Source organism: Shimia gijangensis, from assembly GCF_900142085.1.
Taxonomy (GTDB): Bacteria; Pseudomonadota; Alphaproteobacteria; order Rhodobacterales; family Rhodobacteraceae; genus Shimia; species Shimia gijangensis.
The window spans coordinates 1-1,055 of sequence record NZ_FQZQ01000078.1 but is presented as its reverse complement, the minus strand read 5'-3'; the positions used below and the strand labels follow the sequence as shown (position 1 = coordinate 1,055).

1 protein-coding gene is annotated in these 1,055 nt (G+C 55.8%); it reads right to left on the bottom strand.

The window, feature by feature from the left end:
- Positions 1-15: 15 nt before the first annotated feature.
- A protein-coding gene (locus tag BUC32_RS20340) for an IS630 family transposase (protein ID WP_139280828.1) occupies positions 16-974 on the bottom strand; the annotation gives its coding sequence in 2 pieces (ribosomal slippage) (positions 16-630 and positions 633-974; 957 coding nt in all).
- Positions 975-1,055 lie beyond the last annotated feature (81 nt).

Genomic DNA, 1,055 nt, shown 5'->3' with positions numbered 1-1,055 from the left:
TAAAGCTACGCGCTTTTAACCTGATGCATACCCGGCCTCGCAAAAGTAGTTCCAGCATTCTTGCGGTGTGAACATGTCGCAGACTTCGGCCAATGCGTCGAACATCTGGTCGAATGTTCTGGCCCCTATCCGCCGAAGGTGTGCCTTCAATTTTGAGAAAGCCATTTCGATCGGGTTGAGATCAGGTGAGTATGGCGGGAGGTAGAGGAACCAGCATCCGATATCTTTCAACGCCTGCGCAGCATCCTTGTTGCGATGTGTCGCAAGGTTGTCGCAGATGACGACCGTTCCCGGTCGCAGTTCCGGCGAAAGGACCTCCTGAATGTATGCGGCGAAGGCTTCTCCGTCCATTGCCCCTTTGATCACCCAAGGCGCGATCAGGCTATCATGGGTCAGGCCTGCGATGAACGTTTGCGTGCCCCATGCGCCGAAGGGTGCATTCATTTCCAGGCGCTTGCCGCGCAAGCTGCGCCCTCGCAGGCGGGTCAGATTGGTTTTGACCGAAGTTTCGTCAATGAATACAAGCCGATCAGGATGCGCCTGCATTTTGGGGATGCGATACTTGAACCAGTCCAGACGCAGATTCTTTACCCGTGCGCGCAGCCGTTCGGTCGCGACCAGTGACTTTTTTTGTACGTATAACCAAGCTTGCGCAGGAACCGTCCGATGGATGCGGAATGGGCGACAACGCCGGTGGCAGACATCAAGGCTCCTGCAAGTTCCGGCAAAGTGATGTCACCGTCCTGCGCAACCAGTTCTTCAAGAAGCCCCCGGTGCGCTGAGAGTTTGCCATACCCTGGCGGGCGACCCTGAACATCAGGTGCGATCTCCCCCGTCTCGCGCAGCTTGCGCTGCCATCGCACCCCTGTGGCAGCCGACAGCTTCAATCGGGCCGCCGCGGCACGCCCGCTAAACCCTTCTTCAATGTACTCTCGGAAACGACTTCGAAGTTCTGACGATAGCGCTGCTGACATAAAACATCCTCCCAATCAGGATGAATCACAAATCAAACCAAATGGGAATCCCATGATTCAGCTTTCAAGCTCGCCGCTTTA